The following is a 21711-nucleotide window of genomic DNA, read 5'->3' on the forward strand; positions in this document are numbered from 1 at the left end:
CCGCCCCCGGCCGGTGGACAGCAGCCAGGCGTCGGCCAGCACCAGCGCCAGCAGCAGCAGGTTGACCTGGCCGAAGCTGACGGTGTCCCGGAACGGCTCGAACAGCGCGAGGGCGCACAGGACGAGGGAGGTGCCGAACCAGCCGTGGCGGCGCAGGCGCGGTCCGGCGAGCACGCAGAGCACCACCCCGAGCGCCACCAGATCGAGCCCCAGGCACACCACGATCGCGGTACGCAGCCCGACCCACGCCATGGGGAGCATCGCGACGGCGGCGAACGGCGGGTACGTGAAGCCGTACGTCGTGCCGGGCACCCGGTAGTCGTAGACGCGACCACCGTGGTGGACCCAGGTGGCGACGGTGCCGTGGTAGACGCGCAGGTCGAACCAGTCCCGCAGCAGCGGCACCGTCGCGGTGAACACGGTGACCGCCAGGGCCAGGCCGAGGACCAGCGCGACCCGGGCGCGGTCCGTGCGGGGCAGCAGCCGGTGCCGGCCGTCGGGGGCGCTCACGCGGTCCGCTCCAGGGCCGGTGCCGAGGACGCCTGGTGAGCCTGCCACAGCACGACCACAGCGAGTACTCCCCCGCACACCGCCAGGGCGAACTGCTCGGTGTCCGCCGGGTCCCCGCTCGGCAGGACGGCCAGCGCGAGCACCCCGGTGGTGGCCACCAGCCTGTGCTGCGCCGAGGTGTTCCGGGCCGCCGCGGCGATGAGGAACAGTCCCCACAGCGCGTACCAAGGGCGTATCGCGGGGCCGAGCACGGCCACCGCGGCGAGGCTGAGGCCGAGCGCGTGGACCGGGCCCGGTCGCAGCCGGAGCCAGACGAAGAGGACGACGGCGAGCGTCACCGCGAGTCCGGCGGCGCGCCAGGCCGGGAGCGCGAACGGCGCCAGGTGGTCGCTGCCGAGTGCGTGCAGCAGGTTCGTGGTGGCGCGGCCGAGGAGGGTGGTGGGCGACCAGTTGTTCGGGGAGACGGGAGTACGCAGGGCGGCGATCCAGCCGTATCCCGTGCCGGTGAGGGCGGTCACGCCCGCGGTGGTGGCCGTGGCGACGGCGACCGTCGTGACGGTCGTCCGCACCCAATCGGTCCGGCCCCGTATCACGACCACCGCGAGCAGGCCGAGCGCGGCGGGCGCCTTGACCAGCGCGGCGAGGGTGACGAGGACGACGCCGAGGGCGTAGCGGCGGCCCCGTGCGGCCACGAGGCCGACGCCGAGCAGGCCGAGCATCATGGCGTCGTTGTGCGCGCCGGCCACGAGATGGAGCAGGACGAGCGGGTTGAGGGCGCCGAGCCAGAGGGCGACGGCCGGATCGCCGCCGTGGTGCCGGGCCAGCCGGGGCAGTGCCACCGCCATCAGGGCCACGCCGAGCAGCGCCACCATCCGCATGCCGATCAGGCCCTGCGGTATCCGCCCCTCCGTGAGGGCGGACAGCGCGGCGGCCACGGCGAGGAAGACCGGGCCGTAGGGGGTGGCCGTGTGCCGCCACACCGGGGCGACCTCGTCGGCCAGCGGTCCGCCGAGCCGTGCGGGGCCGTGGGCGTAGACGTCCATGTGGGCGTCGACCATGGCACCCTGCGCGAGGTAGCTGTACACGTCCCGGCTGAACAGCGGCGGGGCCAGCAGCAGGGGGGCCGCCCAGACGAGCAGCACGACCAGCAGGGCCCGGGGGGTGGGTGGTTCGGGGCCCCGGACGACCTTCCCCAGCAGGGCCCAGGCGGCGATCAGCAGGACGACGCCGAAGTACACGCAGACCAGGCCGAGCGCGCCGCGTCCCGAGGCCGGTGACAGCAGGTCGCGCGTGGGCAGGGCGCCGGCGGTCTCGCCGCCCAGGGCGAGGAAGGCGGTGCCGGCCAGGCCCAGGGCCTGGCAGCGGCGGAGATCGACGGGGAAAGCGATGGCCAACACGCGGTCAGCGTGTCAACGCCGGGTGGCGTCGAGGCGACGCCCTGTCTGCGGGACGGGGACCGCGATACGACCGGCGGGTGATCTCACGTGGACGGGACCGGGTGATGTGACCTGATGGGTCAGAAGACGGACAGGCCCGTCAGTGTCGTGAAGCGGTCCAGGGCCGCGACGCCCGCGACCGAGTTGCCCCGCTCGTCCAGGCCCGGGCTCCACACGCACAGGGTGCAGCGGCCCGGTACGACGGCGATGATGCCGCCGCCCACACCGCTCTTGCCGGGCAGGCCGACCCGGTAGGCGAAGTCGCCCGCGGCGTCGTACGTACCGCAGGTGAGCATGATCGCGTTGATCTGTTTGGCCTGGCTGCGGGTGAGCAGACGGGTGCCGTCGGCGCGGACGCCGTGCCGGGCGAGGAAGGTCGTGGCGAGGGCGAGGTCGGCGCAGGACGCGGTGAGGGAGCACTGGCGGAAGTACTGGTCGAGAAGGACCGGTACGGGGTTGTCGATGTTGCCGTACGACGCCATGAAGTGGCCGAGCGCGGCGTTGCGGTCGCCGTGCGCGGACTCGGAGGCGGCGATCTCGGCATCGAAGTCCAGCTCCGGGTTTCCGCTCTCCGCGCGGAGGAAGGCGAGCAGCTCGCCGGCCGCGTCGCCGGTGCGGCTGAGGAGGCGGTCGGTGACGACGAGGGCGCCCGCGTTGATGAACGGGTTGCGGGGGATGCCGTTCTCGTACTCCAGCTGCACCAGGGAGTTGAAGGGATTGCCTGACGGCTCGCGGCCGACGTGCTCCCAGAGCGTGTCGCCCTCACGGGCCAGGTCGAGGGCGAGGGTGAAGACCTTGGTGATGGACTGCGTGGAGAACGGCTCCCGCCAGTCCCCCACGCCGTACACCGTGCCGTCGAGTTCCGCGACGGCCATGCCGAAGCGGCGCGGATCGCGGGCCGCGAGCGCCGGGATGTAGTCGGCGGGGCGGCCGCGGCCCGGGGTCCGCTCGATCTCCTCGGCGATGCGCTCCAGGACCGGCTGGAAGGTGAGGGACGACGTCGTTGTCATGATCACCATTGTGCCTCCTTTGTACCGGTCCCGGAGCATAGACCCAGGTCAGGGCCGGTCCCGCACGGGGTCAGGAGCGAAGGGCTCCGCTGCCCGCGAGGACCTCGGGCCGCAGCAGCTGCTGGAGCCGCTCGGCGGGCAACAGGCCCTTCTCCAGCACGAGTTCGGCGACGCCCCGGCCGGTGGCGAGGGCCTCCTTGGCGATGTCGGTGGCCGCCGTGTAGCCGATGTGCGGGTTGAGGGCGGTGACCAGACCGATGGAGTTCTCCACCGCCGCGCGCAGTTCGGCCTCGTTGGCGGTGATGCCGTCGACGCACCGCTCGGCGAGGGTGAGGCAGGCCGCGCGCAGATGGGTGATGGACTCGGACAGGGAGTGCAGGATGATCGGTTCGAAGGCGTTGAGCTGGAGCTGACCGGCCTCGGCGGCCATCGTGATGGTGACGTCGTTGCCGATCACCTCGAAGGCGACCTGGTTGACGACCTCGGGGATCACGGGGTTGACCTTGCCCGGCATGATCGACGAACCGGCCTGCACCGGCGGCAGGTTGATCTCGTTGAGCCCCGCGCGCGGCCCGGACGACAGCAGCCGCAGATCGTTGCAGCTCTTGGAGAGCTTCACCGCGATCCGCTTGAGCACCCCCGACATCTGCACGAACGCGCCGCAGTCCTGCGTCGCCTCGACCAGATTGGCCGCCGTCACCAGCGGCAGCCCGGTGATGTCCGCGAGATGACGGCGGGCCGACTCGGCATAACCGGCGGGCGCGTTGAGGCCGGTGCCGATGGCCGTGGCGCCCAGGTTGATCTCATGGATCAACTCGACCGCCTCGGCCAGCCGCGACCGATCCTCGTCAATCATGACGGCGAAGGCCGAGAACTCCTGCCCGAGCGTCATGGGGACCGCGTCCTGCAACTGGGTGCGGCCCATCTTGAGCACGTCGCGGAACTCGACCGCCTTGCCGGCGAACGAGTCCTGGAGGACCGCCATCGCCTTGAGCAGTCCCCGCACCGCGAACACCGTCGCGATCTTCACCGCGGTCGGGTAGACGTCGTTGGTGGACTGGCCGAGGTTGACGTCCTCGTTCGGGTGCAGGAACCGGTACTCGCCCTTGGCGTGGCCGAGGAGTTCCAGCGCCCGGTTGGCGACGACCTCGTTGGCGTTCATGTTCGTCGACGTGCCCGCGCCGCCCTGCACGACGTCGACCACGAACTGCTCGTGCAGCTTGCCGGAACGGATCTCCCGGCACGCGGCGATGATCGCCGCCGCCTTCTCGGGGGCGAGCAGGCCCAGTTCCTCGTTCGCGCGGGCGGCGGCCTCCTTGACCGCGGCCAGCGCCTCGATCAGATGCGGGTACGCGGAGATCGGCATGCCGGTGATCGGGAAGTTCTCCGTGGCGCGCAGGGTGTGGACACCCCAGTACGCGTCGGCGGGAACGTCCCGGTCGCCGAGCAGGTCGTGTTCGCTGCGGGTGACTGCGGCGGTCATCGCGGTACGGGTCCTCTTCTTTGAGGTGGATCAGACGTACGAGGTGCTTCGGGCGTACGACGTGGTCAGACGTATGAGGAGGGGGTGAGGGGGTCCAGGGCGCGGGCCGGGCGGATGTGGCCGACCACGTCGCCGCCGCCGAGCAGCGGGGCGCCCGCGAACTCGGCGAGGGCGACCGGGTCGACGCCGACGCGGGCGAGGGCCGCCGCGGTGACGGGGACCCGGGCCCGGTCGGCGCCGTCGGCGATCTTCACGGCGACGGCGCGGCCGTCGGGGAGGGCGGCGACCTGGACACCCTCGAAGCCGTCCTTGCTGAGCAGTCCGGGTACGGCCCGCATCAGCGCGGCCACGTCGCGCCCGGCGCCGGAGGCCATCTCGGCGTGCTCGCGCATCGCGTCGGCGACCTGGTGCTCGGGGGTGCCCTCGGCGGCGGTGGTGATCCGGGCGAGGGCGCGGGCCAGGCCGTGCAGGGAGACGGAGAACAGGGGGGCGCCGCAGCCGTCGACGGTCACCCGGGCGATGGCCTGCCCGGTGAGGTCCTCGACGATCTCGGCGATGGCCTGCTGCAAGGGGTGCGCGGGGTCGACGTAGTCGTCGAGGGACCAGCCGTTGAGCTTGCAGGTATGGAGCATGGCCGCGTGCTTGCCGGAGCAGTTCTGCGCGAGCCGGGAGGGCCGGCGCCCGTCCCGGATCCACTCGTCGCGCACGGCGGGGCCGTACGGCATGTCCGCGACGTTGCGCAGGTCGTCCTCGGTGGCGCCGGCCAGCTCCAGGATGCGCCGGGCTCCGGCGAGGTGGCGTTCCTCGCCGGAGTGGCTGGCCGCGGTCAGCGACAGCAGTGCGCCGTCCAGGGGCAGCCCGGCGCGCAGCATGGCCACGGCCTGGACCGGCTTGAGCGCCGACCGGGGGTAGAACGCCGCCTCGATGTCGCCGAGTTGGAGTTCCACCTCCCCGTCGGCACCCAGCACCACGACAGAGCCGTAGTGGATGCCCTCGATGACCCCACCGCGTACGAGGTGGGCGACGGGGGCGTGCAGCGGCTCCCGGATCGCGGGGGCCGCGGCCACCGGAGCCACGGGGGTACCCGGGGCGCCGGTGGTCGTGGGGTGGTACGTCACTGCCTGGTTCACGCATCCGCTCCGGTCGACTTCCGGGCGACCCGGCCGCGTATGCCGTACCAGCCCGCCACGAGTGCGCCCACGATCAGCGGGACGCACAGCACCGTCGTGCGGCCCGCGCCGCCGTCGGCGTACATGAGGACCAGGACGGACGCGAGGAAGAAGAGCGTCACGAGTTCGGTCCAGGGGGAGCCCGGGAGCTGGTAGCTCGGCCGGGTCAGTTCGCCCTTCTTGGTCTTCTGCCAGAAGAGCAGGTGACAGATCATGATCATGCCCCAGGTGGAGATGATGCCGATCGCGGCGAAGTTGAGCACGATCTCGAACGCCTCGGCGGGGACCACGAAGTTGAGGCCGACGCCCAGGACGCAGATGCCGCTGGTGAGCAGGATGCCGCCGTAGGGGACCTGGCTGCGGCTCATCACTCCGGTGAACTTCGGGGCGGAGCCCGACATCGCCATCGAGCGCAGGATGCGGCCGGTGGAGTACAGGCCCGAGTTGAGGGAGGACATCGCGGCCGTGAGGACGACCAGGTTCATGATGCCGCCGGCCGCGGGGACCCCGATGTTGGAGAGCACCGTCACGAAGGGGCTCTCGCCGGCCTTGTACGAGGACCAGGGCAGCAGCATGGAGAGCAGGACGACGGAGCCGACGTAGAACAGGCCGACGCGCCACATGATCGAGTTGATCGCCTTCGGCATGATCTTCTCGGGGTTCTCGGTCTCACCGGCGGCGACGCCGACCAGCTCGACGGAGGCGTAGGCGAAGACGACGCCCTGGATGATCAGCAGCATCGGCAGGATGCCGTTGGGGAAGACACCGCCGTTGTCGGTGATCAGGGCGGGGCCGGGGTTGTGGCCGTCGACGGGCTGCTGGGTGACCAGCAGGAAGATGCCGATGCACATGAAGACGACGAGCGCGCCGACCTTGATGATCGCGAACCAGAACTCCAGTTCGCCGAACATCTTCACCGAGATCAGGTTCACGGTGAGGACCACCGCGAGGGCGATGAGCGCGATCACCCACTGCGGTACGTCCGAGAACATGCCCCAGTAGTGGGTGTAGACGGCGACCGCGGTGATGTCGGCGATACCGGTGGTGGCCCAGTTCAGGAAGTACATCCAGCCCGCCGTGTACGCGCCCTTCTCGCCGAGGAACTCCCGGGCGTAGGACACGAAGGCGCCGGACGAGGGCCGGTACAGGACCAGCTCGCCGAGGGCGCGGACGACGAGGAACGCGAAGACGCCGCAGACGGCGTACGCGATGAACAGGGAGGGGCCGGCGTCGGCCAGCCGGCCGCCGGCGCCGAGGAAGAGGCCGGTACCGATGGCCCCGCCGATGGCGATCATGTTGACGTGCCGGGCCTTGAGGGACTTGCTGTAGCCCTCGTCGCCCGCGTCGACATGGGGTGCGGCCGGTGTGCGCGTCTCTTCTTTGAGGTGCTGCTCGCTCACGCCTCGGGTCCGCCTTCCGTGGAACTGGTCGTGCGTGGGGATCGCACGATGTCGGTGAGGGTGGTCTCGACGCGGTCGAGGTGGTGGGACATGGCCTCCACCGCGTCGTGTTCGGAACCGTCGATCAGTGCCTCGACGATGGCCCGGTGCTCCCTGTTGGACTGCTCGCGACGGCCGCCCAGTTCGTTGAGGAAGGCCGACTGACGCGCCAGTGCGTCCCGGATCTCCTCGATGACCCGGCGGAACACCGGGTTCTGGGCGGCCTCCGCCACGGCCAGGTGGAACAGCGTGTCCATCGCGACCCAGGCGGTGGTGTCGGTCTCCCGCTCCATCCGGTCCAGGAGGTGCGCCATATGGTCCAGGTTCTCCGGGGTGCGGCGGACCGCCGCGTACCCGGCGACCGGGATCTCCACATGCCGACGCACTTCCAGCAGGTCGCTCGCCGCGTAGTCGCCGAAGGTGGGGTCCTCGACGGCGTTCGCGATCACGAAGGTGCCCTTGCCGGTGCGGGACTGGGTCAGTCCCATCACCTGGAGGGCGCGCAGTGCCTCACGGAGCACCGGGCGGCTCACTTCGAGCTGCCGGCACAGCTCCGCCTCGGAGGGGAGCTTGTCACCGATGGCGTACTCGCCGCGCTCGATGGCGCCGCGAAGGTGGGTGAGCACCGCTTCCATGGCACTGACGCGCCGGGGTGCCGAGCCACCTGTCTGGCTGTCTGACAGGTTCACGGGGGTGATCCTGCGGGTGACGGGACAGGGCTGTCAAGGGGTGACCGGTTCGATCTTGGCGCTGGTCGGAGGGTGGATCACCCTCCGACGGTCGGGCGCCGGGGCCGTCGTCAGCTGAGGCCACCCGCCGCGAGCAGCCCGAACAGCAGCACACCGACGACGATCCGGTACGCCACGAAGACGTTGAGGGAGTTGTGGGTCACGAACCGCAGCAGCCAGGCCACCGAAGCGTATGCGACCGCGAACGAAACGGCTGTTCCCACAAGAAGCGGCGCGGCGCCGACGCCGGCCCCGAGGGCGTCCTTCAGTTCGTACAGCCCGGCGCCGGTCAGGGCTGGGATGCCGAGGAAGAAGGAGAGCCGGGTGGCGGCGACCCGGTCCAGGTCGAGCAGCAGCGCGGTGGACAGGGTGGCGCCCGAGCGGGAGAAGCCGGGGAACAGCAAAGCGAGGATCTGCGAACCGCCGACGAGCATCGCGTCCCGGAAGGAGGTGTCGCCCTCCCCGCGCTTGTGCCGTCCCACCCGCTCCGCGGCCCACATGACCGCGCTGCCGCCGATCAGCGACCCGGCCACCACCCACAGCGAGGCGAGCGGCCCCTCGATCAGCGGCCGGGCCAGCAGCCCGACGAGCACGATGGGGACGGTCGCGGCGATCACCCACCAGGCGAACCGGTAGTCGCGCTGCTGCCGCTCCCCCGCGTCGAACAGCCCCCGGAACCAGGCGCCGGAGATCCGCGCGATGTCCTTGCGGAAGTACACGAGCACCGCGGCGATGGCGCCGACCTGGATCACCGCGGAGAACCCGACGACCGCGCGGTCCTCGACCTGGATCCCCATGAGCCCCTCGGTGATCTTCAGATGGCCCGTGGAGGACACCGGCAGGAACTCGGTCACCCCTTCCACCGCTCCGAGGACGACGGCCTGACCGACGGTGATGGCGCTCATGTGGTCCAGTTCTGCTCAGCGGAGGACGCGACGACAGGCAGTGTCGTACTACAGCCGGGTAAGGGCCCCGAACAGCTGGACGAGTGCGCGGCTCACATCCAGAGAGCCTCGGCCAGTGCCACCCCGGCGAAGGCCGCGCCCAGCCCCGCCGTGACGCTTCCGATCACGTACAGGGTGGCCTGGAGGCGGGCGCCGTCCTGGGCGAGCCGCAGCGTCTCGTAGGAGAAGGTCGAGTAGGTGGTGAGCGCCCCGCAGAGTCCGGTGCCGAGGAAAAGCCGCAGGTCGGAGCTGGCGGCGCCGGCGGCAACGGCACCGGTGAGCACACCGAGGACGAGGGACCCCGCGACGTTGACGGTGAACGTGCCCCAGGGGAAGACCGTGTCGTGCCGGGACTGCACGGCCCGGTCGGTGAGATAGCGCAGCGGTGCGCCGACCATGCCGCCGACAACGACCAGCACCCAGTTCACGACGTTCTCTTACCTTCCTCATGTGTTCCGGCGGGGGCGGCCGGGGCGACGACCTCGCACGCGTCGAGCGTCACCAGCCCGTCGGGGACGAGCTCCGCCAGTTCCGGCAGGAAAGCCCGCACGCGATCCTCGGTGTCGACGACGACCACCGCGACGGGCAGTTCCTCGCTGAGTGACAGCAGTCGTGAGGTGTGGACGATCGAGGAGGCGCCGAAGCCCTCGATGCCCCGGAACACGCTCGCGCCGGCGAGGCCCGCCGTGTGCGCCCGGTGCACGATCTCGCTGTAGAGCGGCCGGTGGTGCCAGGTGTCCTGCTCGCCGATCAGGACGGTCAGACGCAGGGCCGGCCCGGTGAGCCGGGGCCGCGTCCGGTGGTCCGCCGCGGCGGCGGTATGCGCTGTGTCAGGGGTCATCGTCGCCTCCGTGCCAGGGTCAGGCGTGCCATGGTGGCCGCGACCCCGACCGCCGCGAGGGCGGCCAGGAGGGTCGCGGCGAGGTAGGCGAGGGCGGTGCGGGGGTGGCCCTCGCCGACCAGGTTCCGGATGTCGACCGCGTAGGTCGAGAAGGTGGTGAAGCCGCCGAGCACACCGGTGCCGAAGAAGGGCCGGACCAGGCGGTGGGCCGCCCACACGTCGGTGATCACGACCATGAAGAGGCCGATGACGAAGCAGCCGACGACGTTCACCCACAACGTGGTCCAGGGGAAGCCGGTGGCGTCGGTGGGCCAGAGCAGGGACGCGCCGTAGCGGGCGGTCGCGCCGATGCCACCGCCGACGGCGACCACCGCGACGACAGGCCCCTGGCCGTGCCACGGGGACGGCCGTCGGGCGGGCACCCGCGCGGTGGCGGGGGCCTCGACGGCTTCGGCCCTGCCGGAGTGCGGGACTGTCATGTACGTACGTCTCCTACTCGCGTCCGCACCGCCGCACCGCCCGGCGGATCGCGGCTGGTCGACAGCGTAACGCGGGGGCCGGGCGGCGGCTCAGCCGCCCGGCCCCGGCAGTTCGCACACCGCGACGCCGCGTTCCCACAGGCTGCCCAGAACGAGGCGGCCGTCGGCCACGCAGGCACTGGTGACCATGCGGAACCGGGAGTGGCGGTCGACGGCCGTGTGGACGATCCCGCCCTCGTCGTCGACGGTGACGACCCCGGCGAAGCCGAGGGGGCGGTACGGCGCCCGCACCGCGACCCGGCTCGCGGCCCGGCGCACGGCGGGTCGGGCGCGGTGGAGCAGGTCGAGCGCGGCGATGCGCGGCCCGGCGAGCGCCACCCGGATCAGCCCGTCGGGGCCGCGCCACATGTTGTCGGGCGAGCCCGGCAGATCCTCGACGAACGGTTCGGCGGTGCCCGCCCCCGGTCCGGTGAGCCGGTGGCGGAGGAGCCGCCGGGCGCCGGTCTCGGCGACCACCAGGAACGACTCGTCGGCGGACGGGGCAAGGCCGTTGGCGAACTGCAACCCGTCGAGGACCACCTCGGGCTCCTTCTCCCCCGGTGCGAGACGCAGCAGGCGCCCGGTCCCCGTGTGTTCGACGATGTCGCCGATCCACCGGTCGAGGGGGTAGCGGCGGGTGGAGACGGTGAAGTAGACCGTCCCGTCGGTGAGGACCACCACGTTGCTGCAGAACCGCAGCCGCTCGCCGCCCGCCTCGTCGGCGAGGACGCGGACGGTGCCGTCGCCGGTGGTGACCCGCAGCAGGCCCCGCTCGGCGTCGCACACCAACAGGTCGCCGTCGGGCAGGAGTTCGAGGCCGAGCGGCCTGCCGCCGGTGTCGGCGATCGTCTCGACGCGGGCCCGCCCCGGTGCGGCGAGGCCCTCCAGCCTGAGGACGCGGCCGTCCTCGACGCCGGTCAGCACCCGCCCCCGGTCGTCGGCGACGACGTCCTCGGGTCCGCGCCCGCCGATCCCGACGAACGCGTACGGTACGAGGCCGGTGTTCCGTTCGTGCGCGCTACGCGTCGTGCCCGCCATGTCGCCTCCCGGTGGTCGTCCGGTCGTGGTGGATCGGTTGCGGTGGACCGCTCGTGCCGGTCCGATTGTGGGTGGACCGCTCGTGCCGGTCCGGTCGTGGGCGAACCGCTCGTGCCGGTCCGGTCGTGGGCGAACCGCTCGTGCCGGTCCGGTCGTGGTGATCCTCGGGTCGGTGGCCCATCCTCGCAGGCGGCCGCTCCCGTGTCCGCGACCTCGGGTTAGGTTGGCCCCCACCGATCGAAGAGGTTGTGCCGTGCCCGCTCGCCCCCGCCTGCTGTATGTGACGGATCTGGCCTACCCGGCCCGCGGCCGGCGCTACGGGGACGAGGACGTCTTCCTCACCTCGCGGTTGCGCGCGGAGTTCGACCTCGCCCTGTGCCATCCCCTGGACGCGGTGGCCCTCATGGACGGCTTCGACGCCGTCGTGGTGCGCAACAGCGGGCCCGTGCTGCACTACCGGCGGGAGTACGACGCCTTCCGCGAGCGGGCGGCGGCGGGCGGCACCCCGGTCCACAACCCGCTGACCGGCCGGGGAGACATGGACGGCAAGCAGTATCTGCTCGACCTCACACGGGCCGGGTTCCCGGTGATCCCCACCGTCGACCGGCCCGAGGACCTCGGCCGGCTGCCCGAGGCCGACGTGTATGTGGCGAAGCCGAGGGCCGGCGCCGACTCGATCGGCCTGCGCTTCCTGACGGGTGCCGAGCTGGCGGATCTGACCTCGGATCTGACCTGGGACGGCGTGCTGGTGCAGCCGCGCGTCGACTTCCGCTACGAGGTGTCCTTCTACTACGTCGACGACACCTTCCAGTACGCCCTGCACGCCCCCGACCCGGAACGGCGCTGGGTCCTGGAGCCTTATGTGCCCACGGAGGCCGACCTGGCCTTCGCCCGGCGGTTCATCGACTGGAACACCCTCGACCACGGCATCCAACGGGTGGACGCCTGCCGCACCCGGGAGGGCGATCTGCTGCTGGTCGAGTTGGAGGACCTCAACCCGTATCTGTCCCTGGACCGCGTCCCCGAGTCCACCAGGGACGCCTTCGTCGAGGCCATGGCCGCCTCCCTGCACGGTTTCCTGCGCGCCGCCGGCCGCTGACCGGCCGGAGGGGCGCCGTACGTCGAGACGCGGGTCGTTCTCCCTCGGGCGAGGGTGCTGGACCGGTCTCTCGGTGCGTGGTCGATTCGTCCCAGATTCGGGCTCTGCAAGGGGGAAGCCACACGGGCCCCTCTCCGGTCGACCGAGGTCAGGCCGGCTCCAAGCATCACCTGATCACCGATGGGCAACGCACTCCGCCTGCGGCTCCCTGTTCTCCCTTCTGGCGCCTGCGGATCCGCTGGGAGCGACGCCTACCGGCAGTGCGACCTGCTTGGTCAGCCGTCGATTGTGGCCGAAGCCGTCGCCACCACCCTCACACCCGCTTCCCTCAGGGCCACACAGGTCGCGTCGTCTTCGGACGCATCGGTGATGATCATGTCCAGGTCCTCGGGACCGCAGATCTTCACCATGCCGGTGCCGGGGAACTTGGTCGTGTCCGCCAAGAGCACCACCTTGTCGCTAGCGGCAATCATGGCTCGTCGGGCGGGCACTTCGGCCACGGTGGTGTCCATGACCTGGCCCCCGGGCCGGAGTCCGCAAGCACCCATGAAGAGCCAGTCGGCGTGAACCTGGCGGAGGTTGTCCTCGGCCATGAAGCCGTCCAGCATGCGTGCCTCTCGGACGACCATGCCCCCCAGCAGCATCAGGTCGACGTTCTCATCAGCGATGAGTTCGTCATACACCGCGAGGTTGTTGGTGATCACGGTAATCCGGCGACCGCGCAGTTGAAGTGCCAGCCGGTGGACCGTCGTGCCGCTGTCGAGAATGACAGATTGGCCGTCCTCGACCAGTGCCGCTGCTCGGGCGGCGATGGCGTCCTTCTCTTCCACCTGGGCTTCGGCGGCCTCATCGAAGGGCGGTTGATCGTTCTCGATGACTGCCCCGCCGTGAACGCGGGTGATCAGCCCGTCTGCCTCCAGTTTGAGGAGGTCCCGGCGGATGGTCGCCGCGCTGGCGTCAAGCTGCTCGGCAAGGTCGGTTACGGAGGCAGTGCCGCCGGAACGCAGGGACCGCAGGATGATTTGGTGTCGTTGTTCAGCCAGCACGCAACGGGACACTACACGCTGCTGGGCAAGGCAATCTTCCTACTCACAGCCGCAGTTGACGGCCAGGCATGCAGAGCCGGCGGCGCTGACGCTGTGCTGCTTGCCCAGCCCACGGGCTGGTCGGTTCAGACCCCTTGTGGACGGACCTCGGGCTTCTGGCGCTTCTTCGCGGTACTGCGGCCTCGCCTCACCCCGTGCTACGCGCACGGGGTGAGGCAGGGCCCCACACCACAGCCTGCCGGGTCGGTGCTTGAACGTCGGCCTGGGGACGGCGGCCTTGCGTACTCCCTCACCCTCCCGTCCAGGCCGAGCCGGAGCCCCGTACTCGGTTCGGTGGGTTGGCCCCTCTTGCTACCGGTGGCTGAACCACGCCATCGCCGGGAGCGCTCTGTCGTCGTAGCCGAACAGGGCCTGGTTCTCCCAGCCGTTTCCGGAGGACGCGTCCGTGGGGTCCCAGCCGTTGCCGTTGACGGCGGTCCAGGTCGACTCCCAGTAGAAGACGCCCAGGCCGCGGCCGTTCGGCACGGCTTCGACGATGCTGGCGACGTCCTTCATCCAGCGTGTCTGACCGGTGGTGGTGGCCGGGTAGCCGGACACCAGCTCGCTCGGCACGTCGATGATGTTCTCGTGCGCGTCCTCGCTGTCGAGGCGGAACGGGTAGGCCGTCTCGGCGAGGAACACCGGCTTGGCGTAGCGAGCGGCCGCGTCGTCGAGGGTGGTCTGGAAGTCGGCGAGGGTGCCGTGCCAGTAGCCGTAGTAGGACAGGCCGATGACGTCGAACCTCACATTGTTGGCGACGGCGTTGTCGAACCACCAGCGGGTGCCGGACAGGTCACCGCCCTTGGCGAGGTGCAGCGCCACCTGCGTGGAGGAGTTGACCGCCTTGACCGCGTCGTAGCCGGAGTTGAGCAGTCCGGCGAGCTGCGGCCAGTGGGAGGTGGAGCCCGCGGTCCACAGCATGCCGCCGTTGATCTCGTTGCCGACCTGGACCATGTCGGCCGTGGTGCCCTGGGACTTGAGGGCGTTCAGGACGTCGTAGGTGTGGTTGTAGACGTCCGTCCTCAGCTGACTGTAGGAGTGGCCGGTCCACGCGGACGGCACGGTCTGGGCGCCGGGGTCGGCCCAGGTGTCCGAGTAGTGGAAGTCGACCAGCAGCTTCATTCCCTGCGCCTTGACGCGCTTCGCGGCGGCGAGCACCCGCGCCTTGTTGTTGTAGCCGTCGGCGGGGTTCACCCAGACCTTCAGGCGCGCCCAGTTCTGGCCGGCGCCCTTGAGGATGGCGAGGGCGTCGCCGGTGGTGCCGGAGCTGTTCCTGTAGACGCCGCCCTTGGCCTCGCTCTTGATGAGCGAGGACACGTCGGAGCCCTTGACGGACAGGCCCGTCCTGCCGGAGGCGAAGGTGAGGTCGTCGACGTTGAGCCAGTTGCCCGCGTTGGCGTCGGAGGTGACGCTGATGGTGCACTGGTTGTTCGTGACCGCGATCGAGGTGACGATCCGGATCCAGCCACTGGCGGAGACCGGGATGTCGGTGCGCTGCTCGGCGCCGCCGCAGTTCTTCAGCGCGATGTACGCGGAGTTCTGGCCGCCGCCGGACCGCACCCAGGCGGTGAGCTTGTAGTTCCCGTTGGTCAGCCCGGACAGGTACTGGTAGGTCTCCACCTTGTAGGCGGACGCCGACCAGTGGGAGAGGCGGTGGCTGCCGCCGTGGCCACCGGACTCGGTGAAGGAGGCGGAGTTCTGTCCGGCCGCCGAGTACGTCGACCAGCCGGCCGGGGTCGCGGTGCCCGTGCCGTCGGACTCGAAGCCCCCGTTGGTCAGGGTGGAGGCCGCGTGGGCGGAGCCGGCGGGCACTGTCGTGAGCGCCAGGCCCGCGAACAGCGGTATGAGCAGGGCCCTGAGGGCGCGTCTCGCGTGGAACATCGTCGTCCCTTCGACGAAGGCGGGGACCTGGTCGCGCGGTGCGAGGGTGGCGCCGCGCCCGAAGGCCGTGGGCGCGGCGCCACCGTGACCGACCGGACGTCCCCAGGAATCCGGCCGGTGTTCGGGGGGGTCGGTCAGGGGTCGAGTCGGACGACCCTGACGCCGTCGGCGGGCACGGCGAGTCGGCCCGTCGCGCGCTCGCCGGTGAGGAGCTCGGTGCCGTCGCCGTCCAGCGGCACCTTCACGTCGAGCGCGGTGTGGTTGATCGCGAAGAGGAAGTCGCCCGACTCGCCGGTGCGGCGCACCACCTCGACGTCGCGGGGCAGTTCGGCGGGGGGCGCGATGCCCGCGTCGTCGGCGGCCCAGCCGAGCAGCGCGTCGAGGCCGTGCGCGTCGAGGCGGGTCGACACGTACCAGGCGGAGCCCTCCCCCAGCCGGTGCCGGGTGACGGCGGGCCGGTCGGCGGCCAGCCCGTCGGCGTACGTCCAGACCGTGTCGGCGCCGTCCGGCACCACGAACTCGGTCCACACGTCCCCGGTCAGCTCGGAGCCGTCGGGCCCGGTGATCCGTACGCTCTCCCCGGCGAGCAGTGGCGAGAACTCCTCCACGGTCAGGCCGAGGACCTCGCGCAGGGCGCCGGGGTAGGGGCCCTCGTGGACGGCGTCGTGCTCGTCGACGATCCCCGAGAAGTACGACACGACGAGGGTGCCGCCGTGCTCGACGTACGCCGTGAGGTTGTCCCGCGCGGCCTCGGTCATCAGGTAGAGCGCGGGAACGACGACAAGGGGATAGGCCGACAAGTCGGCTTCCGGGTGGGCGAAGTCGACCGTGAGGTGGCGGTCGTAGAGGGCCTCGTAGAAGGCGTCGGCGCGTTCGCGGGCGTCGTGGTCCTCGCTGGGGCGCCACTGGAGGTTCTGCGCCCACCAGGAGTGCCAGTCCCACAGGACGGCCACGTCGGCGACGGTGCGGCTGCCTCGGATCTGGCCGAGGGAGTCGAGGGACGCGCCGAGTTCGACGACCTCGCGCCACACCCGCGAGTCGGTGCCGGCCTGCGGCAGCATCGCCGAGTGGAACTTCTCGGCGCCGCGCCGGGACTGCCGCCACTGGAAGAACATGGCGCCGTCGGAGCCGCGCGCCACATGGGCGAGGGAGTTGCGGGCCATCTGCCCGGGGGCCTTGGCGGGGTTGCGGGCCTGCCAGTTGACGCCGGAGGTGGAGTGCTCCAGGAGCAGCCAGGGGGCGCCGCCGGCGACGGACCGGGTGAGGTCGGCGGCCATCGCGAGGTTGACGTGGGTGCGGCGGCCGTCGGTGATCAGGTAGTGGTCGTTGGTGACGAGGTCGACCTCGCGGCCCCAGGCCCAGTAGTCGAGGGAGTCGCACTGGCTGAGGGCGGTCATGAAGTTGGTGGTGACGGGGATGCCGGGCGCGAGGCGGTGCAGGATGTCCCGCTCCCGGACGAAGTTCGCGCGGATGGTGTCGTCGGCGAACCGCTTGTAGTCGAGGGCCTGGCCGGGGTTGCCGACGGTGGGTGACACGCGCGGCGGGTTGATCTGCGCGAAGTCGGTGTAGTGCTGGCCCCAGAAGGCGGTGCCCCAGGCCTCGTTGAGCGCCGCGACATCGCCGTACGCGCGCTCCAGCCAGCGGCGGAAGTGCGCGGCGCACGTGTCGCAGTAGCAGGCGGAGACGGGCACCCCGTACTCGTTGTGCACATGCCACAGGGCGAGCGCGGGGTGGTCGGCGTAGCGCTCGGCGAGCCTGGTCGTGATGTCGGCGGCGGCGGTGCGGTAGTCGGGGTTGCTGTGGCAGATGGCGCCGCGGGAGCCGAACTCGTAGCGGGTGCCGTCCGCGGCCACGGGCAACGCCTCGGGGTGCTCCCGGTAGAACCACACCGGGGGTACGACGGTGGGGGTGCCGAGGTCGGCGCGGATGCCGTGGTCGTGGAGCAGGTCGAGCAGGCGGTCGAGCCAGGCGAAGTCGTAGACGCCTCGGGAGGTCTCCAGCAGGGCCCAGGAGAAGATGCCGACGCTGACCATGGTGACGCCCGCCTCGCGCATCAGCCGCACGTCCTCGTGCCAGACGGTTTCCGGCCACTGCTCCGGGTTGTAGTCCCCACCGAAGGCGAGCCTGGTGAGGCCCGTGGGGGTGGTCTCCGGCATGGATCTCTCCCGTTGCGTCGATCATTTGGGAACGTGCACACACAGCGGTGGCGGTGTGAGCCCAACATAACCGCACAGCAACAACCATTGACAAGTGTCCAAGATGTTTCTCTACTGTGAACGCTCACAGAAGCATGGCACGGTCCTTCGCAACAGGTGAGGACCCAGGTCAGGGGAGAAACATCCATGCCCAACATCACGAAGCACCGGCGCTTTGTGGCCACTGCCGTCGCCGTGACGCTCGGCGCGACCACACTCGCCGCCTGTGGCGGGTCCGACGACGACGGCGAGGCCCAGGCAGGGCCGGCGAAGCTGACGTACTGGACCTGGACGCCGGGCATGGACAAGGTGGTCGACCTGTGGAACAAGGGTCCCGGCAAGGAGCAGCAGATCACCGTCACGGTGAAGAAGCAGGCGTCCGGCGACACCCTTGTGACCAAGATCCTCACCGCGCACAAGGCGGGCAAGGGCCCCGACCTGGTGCAGGCCGAGTACCAGGCGCTGCCGACCCTGGTCAGCAATGACGCGGTCGCCGACATAGCCAAGGAGTCGGGCGACGCCAAGGGCAAGTTCGCCGACGGCGTCTGGCAGCAGACGACGCTGGGCTCGGACGCGGTCTACGCGATCCCCCAGGACATCGGGCCGATGATGTTCTACTACCGCGAGGACCTGTTCAAGAAGTACGGCCTGACCGTCCCGAAGACCTGGGACGAGTTCGCCGAGACCGCGCGGAAGCTGAAGAAGGAGGAGCCGGAGGTCGATCTGACCACCTTCTCCGCCAACGACTCGGGCCTCTTCGCCGGTCTCGCCCAGCAGGCGGGCGCGAAGTGGTGGACCACCGAGGGCCAGAAGTGGAAGGTCGGCATCGACGACGCGGCGACGCGGAAGGTCGCCGACTTCTGGGGCGGTCTGGTGAAGGAGGGCGCCATCGACAACCAGCCGATGTACACCCCGTCCTGGAACAAGGCGCTCAACACCGGCAAGCAGATCGCCTGGGTCAGCGCCGTGTGGGCGCCGGGCACCCTGACCACGGCCGCGCCCGACACCCAGGGCAAGTGGAAGATGGCCCCGCTGCCGCAGTGGTCCGACTCCGAGAACGTCACCGGCAGTTGGGGCGGCTCCTCGACCGCCGTCACCACCGACTCGAAGCACAAGGGAGCCGCCGCGAAGTTCGCCGCCTGGCTGAACACCGACCCGCGGGCGCTGACCGCGCTGGCGAAGGAGGGCGGCATCTACCCGGCCGCCACGACCGCGCAGACCAGTGACGCGTTCGTCCAGCCGCCGGCGTTCTTCTCCAACCAGTCGGACTTCTACACCGCAGCCGCCGAGATCGCCAAGACCACCGCGCCCTCCGCGTGGGGCCCGAACGTCAACGTCGCGTACACCATCTTCAAGGACGCCTTCGGCGCCGCCGCCAAGGACAAGTCGGACTTCGGTGCCGCCCTGAAGACGATGCACGACGACACGGTCGCCGACATGAAGAAGCAGGGCTTCGAGGTCTCCGAGTGACCAGCGCACACCGGAAGTCGTACGGGGTCAAGGGGGCCCCGTATGCCTTCCTGGTCCCCGCGACGGTCCTCTTCGCCCTCTTCTTCGCGCTGCCCATCGGCTACGCGATCTGGCTCAGTCTGCACAAGGTGCAGGTCAACGGGCTGGGCCTGGGGTCGGGCGCCCGGCAGGAGGTGTGGGCGGGGCTGGAGAACTACACCGACGCCCTCAGCGACTCCGAGTTCCTCGACGGCGCGCTGCGCGTACTGGGCTACGGCGCGATCGTCGTCCCCGTCATGCTCGGCCTGGCGCTGGTCCTCGCCCTGATGCTGGACAGCGACAAGGTGCGGCTCGCCCCGTTCACCCGGCTCGCGATCTTCCTGCCGTACGCGGTGCCGGGCGTCGTGGCGGCCCTGCTGTGGGGCTTCCTCTACCTCCCGGACGTCAGCCCCTTCTACTTCGTGCTGGAGAAGCTGGGGCTCCCCCAGCCGGACCTGCTCGACGGCGGCGGTCTGTACGCGGCGCTGTCGAACATCGCGGTCTGGGGCGGCACCGGGTTCAACATGATCGTCATCTACACCTCTCTCCAGGCGATCCCCGCCGAGGTCTACGAGGCGGCGAAGCTGGACGGCGCGACCCCGCTGCAGATCGCCCTGCGCATCAAGATCCCGATGGTGGCGCCCTCACTGGTGCTGACCTTCTTCTTCTCGATCATCGCCACCCTCCAGGTGTTCAGCGAGCCGACCACCCTCAAGCCCCTCACCAACTCCGTCTCCACGACGTGGAGTCCGCTGATGAAGGTGTACGTGGACGCCTTCGGCAAGGGCGACATCCACGGGGCGGCAGCCGGCGCGGTGGTGATCGCCCTGGCCACGCTGGTGGTGTCGTTCGGCTTCCTCAGGGCCGCGAACTCCCGGAACAAGCGGAACGTCAGTCAAGGAGCCGCACGATGAGTTCTCTTGCCGTCCGCAAGGCCGCCCCGGCCGCGGGCACCACACCAGGCACGGCGCAGGGCCCGCCGCTGCGCCGCAGGATCGCGCTCGTCCCGACGCTGACCCTGCTGCTGGGCGCGCTGTACTGTCTGCTGCCGGTCGCCTGGGTCGTGATCGCGGCCACCAAGTCCGGCAGCGAGCTGTTCTCCACCTTCACCTTCCTCCCGGGCAGCGGCTTCGCGGACAACCTGTCCGACCTGAACGCCTACCGCGAGGGCATCTACTGGCAGTGGATGGGCAACTCCGCGCTGTACGCGGGCCTCGGCGCCGTGCTGTCCACCGCCGTCTCCGCGATCAGCGGCTACGCGCTGGCGATCTACCGCTTCAAGGGCCGCGAGGCCGTGTTCAGCGTCCTGATGGCGGGGGTGCTGATGCCGCCGGTGATCCTGGCGATCCCGCAGTACCTGCTGCTGGCGAAGGCGGACCTCGCCGACACGTACTGGTCGGTGCTGCTGCCACTGGTGCTGTCACCGTACGGCGTCTACCTGTCCCGGATCTACGCCGCCGCGGCGGTCCCCGCCGACGTGGTGGAGGCCGGGCGGATGGACGGGGCGAGCGAGTGGCGGATCTTCGTCAGGATCGCGCTGCCGATGATGGTGCCCGGTCTGGTGACGGTCTTCCTGTTCCAGTTCGTCGCCGTCTGGAACAACTTCCTGCTGCCGTACATCATGCTCAGCGACGACGAGAAGTTCCCGATCACCCTGGGCCTGTTCACGCTCCTCGAACAGGGTGCCAACACCCCCGCGCTCTACACCCTGGTGATCACGGGCGCGTTGCTGGCGGTGCTCCCGCTGATCGCGCTGTTCCTGGTCATCCAGCGGTTCTGGAGCCTTGATCTACTGTCCGGGGCCGTAAAGTCATGACCATGAGCAACACGGGAGGCAGGCGCAAACCGCCGACCATTCACGACGTGGCGCGGGTGGCGGGGGTCTCCCGGGGCACCGTGTCACGGGTGCTCAACGGCGGTCACTACGTCAGCCCGGCTGCGCAGGAAGCGGTCAACGCGGCGATCCGCAAGACGGGTTACGTGGTGAACCGGCACGCCCGCTCACTGATCACGGGCCGTTCCGACTCGATCGGCTTCCTGCTCACGGAACCGCAGGAGAAGCTGTTCGAGGACCCCAACTTCAACGTCCTGCTACGGGGTTGCACCCAGGCGCTGGCCGCGCACGACATCCCCCTGCTGCTGATGGTGGCGGGCACCGAGGACGAGCGGCGCCGGATCATGCGGTACATCACGGCGGGCCACGTCGACGGGGTGCTGCTGGTGTCCAGCCACTCCGGTGACCCGGTCGCCGAGCAGCTCCGGGACGCGGGGGTGCCGCTCGTCCAGTGCGGCAAGCCCATGGGGCTCGGGTCCAAGGTGAGCTATGTGGCGGCGGACGACCGCGACGGCGCCCGGGACATGGTGCGCCATCTGCTGTCGCTGGGCCGCCGCCGCGTCGGCGTGGTCACCGGGCCGCTGGACACACCGGGCGGTGTGGACCGGCTCGCCGGCTACAAGGAGGTGCTCACCGAGGCGGGCGTCGAGATCGACGAACGGCTGATCGTGTCCGGCGACTACAGCCGGGCCGGCGGTCAGGTCGGCGCCGAACGCCTGCTGGATCGGGCGCCGGACATGGACGCGATGTTCGTGGCGTCCGACCTGATGGCGCAGGGCGCGCTGACGGCGCTGCGCCGGGCGGGCCGCCGGGTGCCGGAGGACGTGGCCGTGGGAGGGTTCGACGACTCGACCGCCGCGACGGAGTCCGTGCCCGCCCTCACCACGATCCGCCAGCCGTACGACCGGATCAGCAACGAGATGGTGCGGGTCCTGCTGGCACAGATCGGCGGCGAGGACCCGGCCGCGGTGATCCTGCCCACGGAGCTGGTCCGGCGGGACTCCACCTGAGGC

At 70.6% G+C, this 21711-nt stretch carries 20 protein-coding genes and 1 pseudogene; 6 read left to right on the forward strand and 15 right to left on the reverse strand.

Going from position 1 to position 21711, the window contains the following annotated elements; translation table 11 throughout:
- From AOK15_RS26005 to AOK15_RS26060, 12 genes are all read right to left on the reverse strand, one after another.
- The coding region (locus AOK15_RS26005; RefSeq protein ID WP_157870374.1) for a glycosyltransferase family 87 protein at nucleotides 1-510 on the reverse strand (510 nt) is incomplete at its 3' end.
- Nucleotides 507-1898 carry a polyprenol phosphomannose-dependent alpha 1,6 mannosyltransferase MptB gene (gene mptB, locus AOK15_RS26010; protein ID WP_055520806.1) on the reverse strand — a complete coding sequence of 464 codons (1392 nt, stop codon included), beginning with the start codon at nucleotides 1896-1898 and terminating at the stop codon, nucleotides 507-509. The genes AOK15_RS26005 and mptB, both read right to left, overlap by 4 nt.
- A gap of 128 nt (nucleotides 1899-2026) precedes the next feature.
- Entirely contained in the window at nucleotides 2027-2965 is a 939-nt protein-coding gene (locus tag AOK15_RS26015; RefSeq protein WP_055520785.1) for a glutaminase, read from the reverse strand.
- Between the two features lie 61 nt (nucleotides 2966-3026).
- Nucleotides 3027-4439, reverse strand: a complete 1413-nt coding sequence (gene aspA / locus AOK15_RS26020; protein WP_055520786.1) for an aspartate ammonia-lyase — start codon at nucleotides 4437-4439, stop codon at nucleotides 3027-3029.
- A 65-nt stretch (nucleotides 4440-4504) separates the two neighbouring features.
- Nucleotides 4505-5557 carry an asparaginase gene (locus tag AOK15_RS26025; protein WP_055520807.1) on the reverse strand — a complete coding sequence of 351 codons (1053 nt, stop codon included), beginning with the start codon at nucleotides 5555-5557 and terminating at the stop codon, nucleotides 4505-4507.
- A gap of 8 nt (nucleotides 5558-5565) precedes the next feature.
- Nucleotides 5566-7008, reverse strand: coding sequence for an amino acid permease (locus AOK15_RS26030; RefSeq protein WP_055520787.1), 1443 nt, complete (start codon nucleotides 7006-7008; stop codon nucleotides 5566-5568).
- Nucleotides 7005-7682: a FadR/GntR family transcriptional regulator gene (locus AOK15_RS26035; RefSeq protein WP_055520788.1), complete on the reverse strand. Its 678-nt coding sequence runs from the start codon at nucleotides 7680-7682 to the stop codon at nucleotides 7005-7007. Before AOK15_RS26035 ends, AOK15_RS26030 begins: the two co-directional genes overlap by 4 nt.
- A 164-nt stretch (nucleotides 7683-7846) precedes the next feature.
- Nucleotides 7847-8680 carry an undecaprenyl-diphosphate phosphatase gene (locus AOK15_RS26040; RefSeq protein ID WP_055520789.1) on the reverse strand — a complete coding sequence of 278 codons (834 nt, stop codon included), beginning with the start codon at nucleotides 8678-8680 and terminating at the stop codon, nucleotides 7847-7849.
- A 92-nt stretch (nucleotides 8681-8772) separates the two neighbouring features.
- Nucleotides 8773-9147: a fluoride efflux transporter CrcB gene (crcB, locus tag AOK15_RS26045; protein ID WP_055520790.1), complete on the reverse strand. Its 375-nt coding sequence runs from the start codon at nucleotides 9145-9147 to the stop codon at nucleotides 8773-8775.
- Nucleotides 9144-9560, reverse strand: a complete 417-nt coding sequence (locus AOK15_RS26050; RefSeq protein ID WP_055520791.1) for a DUF190 domain-containing protein — start codon at nucleotides 9558-9560, stop codon at nucleotides 9144-9146. The genes crcB (AOK15_RS26045) and AOK15_RS26050 overlap by 4 nt, the downstream gene beginning before the upstream one ends.
- Complete coding sequence (gene crcB / locus AOK15_RS26055) at nucleotides 9557-10039, reverse strand: fluoride efflux transporter CrcB (protein WP_055520792.1); 483 nt, start codon at nucleotides 10037-10039, stop codon at nucleotides 9557-9559. Before crcB (AOK15_RS26055) ends, AOK15_RS26050 begins: the two co-directional genes overlap by 4 nt.
- A 90-nt stretch (nucleotides 10040-10129) precedes the next feature.
- Nucleotides 10130-11116, reverse strand: coding sequence for an SMP-30/gluconolactonase/LRE family protein (locus AOK15_RS26060; protein ID WP_055520793.1), 987 nt, complete (start codon nucleotides 11114-11116; stop codon nucleotides 10130-10132).
- Between the two features lie 253 nt (nucleotides 11117-11369).
- Here AOK15_RS26060 and AOK15_RS26065 point away from each other — a divergent pair, with 253 nt between their 5' ends.
- Entirely contained in the window at nucleotides 11370-12215 is an 846-nt protein-coding gene (locus AOK15_RS26065; protein WP_055520794.1) for an ATP-grasp domain-containing protein, read from the forward strand.
- A 68-nt stretch (nucleotides 12216-12283) separates the two neighbouring features.
- Nucleotides 12284-12418 (forward strand): annotated as a pseudogene (locus AOK15_RS45730) (IS5/IS1182 family transposase); the annotation flags it as partial.
- A gap of 72 nt (nucleotides 12419-12490) precedes the next feature.
- Here AOK15_RS45730 and AOK15_RS26070 read toward each other — a convergent pair.
- The 3 genes from AOK15_RS26070 to AOK15_RS26080 all read right to left on the reverse strand — a co-directional run bounded on the left by AOK15_RS26070 (nucleotide 12491) and on the right by AOK15_RS26080 (nucleotide 17337).
- Entirely contained in the window at nucleotides 12491-13261 is a 771-nt protein-coding gene (locus AOK15_RS26070; RefSeq protein WP_055520808.1) for a DeoR/GlpR family DNA-binding transcription regulator, read from the reverse strand.
- A gap of 351 nt (nucleotides 13262-13612) precedes the next feature.
- Entirely contained in the window at nucleotides 13613-15181 is a 1569-nt protein-coding gene (locus tag AOK15_RS26075; protein WP_055520795.1) for a glycoside hydrolase family 53 protein, read from the reverse strand.
- Between the two features lie 134 nt (nucleotides 15182-15315).
- Nucleotides 15316-17337 (reverse strand): beta-galactosidase, encoded by a 2022-nt coding sequence (locus tag AOK15_RS26080; protein WP_055520796.1) that lies wholly within the window; start codon nucleotides 17335-17337, stop codon nucleotides 15316-15318.
- 186 nt (nucleotides 17338-17523) lie between these two features.
- Between AOK15_RS26080 and AOK15_RS26085 the strand changes: the two genes are divergently transcribed.
- From AOK15_RS26085 to AOK15_RS26100, 4 genes are read left to right on the forward strand one after another with little or no spacing between them, the layout of a single operon-like run.
- A complete protein-coding gene (locus AOK15_RS26085; protein WP_055520797.1) occupies nucleotides 17524-18846 on the forward strand; it encodes an ABC transporter substrate-binding protein in 1323 nt (440 codons plus the stop codon).
- Nucleotides 18843-19778 carry a carbohydrate ABC transporter permease gene (locus AOK15_RS26090; RefSeq protein WP_055520798.1) on the forward strand — a complete coding sequence of 312 codons (936 nt, stop codon included), beginning with the start codon at nucleotides 18843-18845 and terminating at the stop codon, nucleotides 19776-19778. The genes AOK15_RS26085 and AOK15_RS26090 overlap by 4 nt, the downstream gene beginning before the upstream one ends.
- Entirely contained in the window at nucleotides 19775-20680 is a 906-nt protein-coding gene (locus AOK15_RS26095) for a carbohydrate ABC transporter permease (protein ID WP_055520799.1), read from the forward strand. Before AOK15_RS26090 ends, AOK15_RS26095 begins: the two co-directional genes overlap by 4 nt.
- Nucleotides 20677-21708: a LacI family DNA-binding transcriptional regulator gene (locus tag AOK15_RS26100; RefSeq protein WP_055520800.1), complete on the forward strand. Its 1032-nt coding sequence runs from the start codon at nucleotides 20677-20679 to the stop codon at nucleotides 21706-21708. The genes AOK15_RS26095 and AOK15_RS26100 overlap by 4 nt, the downstream gene beginning before the upstream one ends.
- The last annotated feature ends 3 nt before the right edge of the window (nucleotides 21709-21711 follow it).

Source organism: Streptomyces ossamyceticus, assembly GCF_001418475.1.
Lineage (GTDB): Bacteria > Actinomycetota > Actinomycetes > Streptomycetales > Streptomycetaceae > Streptomyces > Streptomyces ossamyceticus.

What these genes read in the sequence shown, in the direction of transcription:
- AOK15_RS26015 (WP_055520785.1), bottom strand. Translation starts at nt 2,965, where the DNA reads ATGGTGATCATGACAACGACGTCGTCCCTCACCTTCCAGCCGGTCCTG.
- aspA (WP_055520786.1), bottom strand. Translation starts at nt 4,439, where the DNA reads ATGACCGCCGCAGTCACCCGCAGCGAACACGACCTGCTCGGCGACCGG.
- AOK15_RS26035 (WP_055520788.1), bottom strand. Translation starts at nt 7,682, where the DNA reads ATGGAAGCGGTGCTCACCCACCTTCGCGGCGCCATCGAGCGCGGCGAG.
- AOK15_RS26040 (WP_055520789.1), bottom strand. Translation starts at nt 8,680, where the DNA reads ATGAGCGCCATCACCGTCGGTCAGGCCGTCGTCCTCGGAGCGGTGGAA.
- AOK15_RS26050 (WP_055520791.1), bottom strand. Translation starts at nt 9,560, where the DNA reads ATGACCCCTGACACAGCGCATACCGCCGCCGCGGCGGACCACCGGACG.
- crcB (WP_055520792.1), bottom strand. Translation starts at nt 10,039, where the DNA reads ATGACAGTCCCGCACTCCGGCAGGGCCGAAGCCGTCGAGGCCCCCGCC.
- AOK15_RS26060 (WP_055520793.1), bottom strand. Translation starts at nt 11,116, where the DNA reads ATGGCGGGCACGACGCGTAGCGCGCACGAACGGAACACCGGCCTCGTA.
- AOK15_RS26075 (WP_055520795.1), bottom strand. Translation starts at nt 15,181, where the DNA reads ATGTTCCACGCGAGACGCGCCCTCAGGGCCCTGCTCATACCGCTGTTC.
- AOK15_RS26080 (WP_055520796.1), bottom strand. Translation starts at nt 17,337, where the DNA reads ATGCCGGAGACCACCCCCACGGGCCTCACCAGGCTCGCCTTCGGTGGG.
- AOK15_RS26085 (WP_055520797.1), top strand. Translation starts at nt 17,524, where the DNA reads ATGCCCAACATCACGAAGCACCGGCGCTTTGTGGCCACTGCCGTCGCC.
- AOK15_RS26095 (WP_055520799.1), top strand. Translation starts at nt 19,775, where the DNA reads ATGAGTTCTCTTGCCGTCCGCAAGGCCGCCCCGGCCGCGGGCACCACA.
- AOK15_RS26100 (WP_055520800.1), top strand. Translation starts at nt 20,677, where the DNA reads ATGACCATGAGCAACACGGGAGGCAGGCGCAAACCGCCGACCATTCAC.